Source organism: Xanthobacter autotrophicus (assembly GCF_030015065.1).
Lineage (GTDB): Bacteria > Pseudomonadota > Alphaproteobacteria > Rhizobiales > Xanthobacteraceae > Xanthobacter > Xanthobacter autotrophicus_D.
In genome coordinates, this window is record NZ_JAIVFN010000330.1 from 1 (window position 1) to 526 (window position 526).

General features: G+C 54.2%; 1 protein-coding gene. It reads right to left on the reverse strand.

Going from position 1 to position 526, the window contains the following annotated elements; all coding sequences use genetic code 11:
* Positions 1-56 precede the first annotated feature (56 nt).
* Positions 57-526: TnsA endonuclease N-terminal domain-containing protein (locus K9U40_RS23380; RefSeq protein WP_282892456.1), on the reverse strand; the 470-nt coding region annotated here is incomplete at its 5' end.

Genomic DNA, 526 nt, shown 5'->3' on the forward strand with positions numbered 1-526 from the left:
TCTTGGCCGTTTGCGACCATTGGCGGAGGTATTTGCTAGGCAGTTTTTATCAATCATTATCGCCTTACTGAGCATTGCCCACCATCGGGCGCCCACACTTCCGTTAGATAACCTAACTCGCCGCAAACATCACAATCCAAGCGTCGGCGCGCGATCAAATGCCAGATGTGGGCAATGCCTTGGGCCCGGTAAAGCCCGGGGAAGTGCCTAGCTAGAAGGTAGTCCACAGTAACTACATCACGGTCCCTGACATCCTCAACAACTGCGTCACTGTCTTCGCAGTCAACGTCGAGATCTAAGTATTCTTTCAAAAATGCGATATTGCCATGCGCGGGGCTCTGGATACGGTCCTCATTCATGATTTTGAAACGCCACCCATGCTCGGCCGCATAGCGGCGCGCGGCTTTCCACTTAGGTAACCATTCACGCCAGTGCTCCTGCCAGTCTGCCTTCGCCTTTATGTCCACCAGCAGCGGAGCGGGCTCCCATTCAAGCGCGCTATCGGAGGCCGCATAGGTTACTAAGT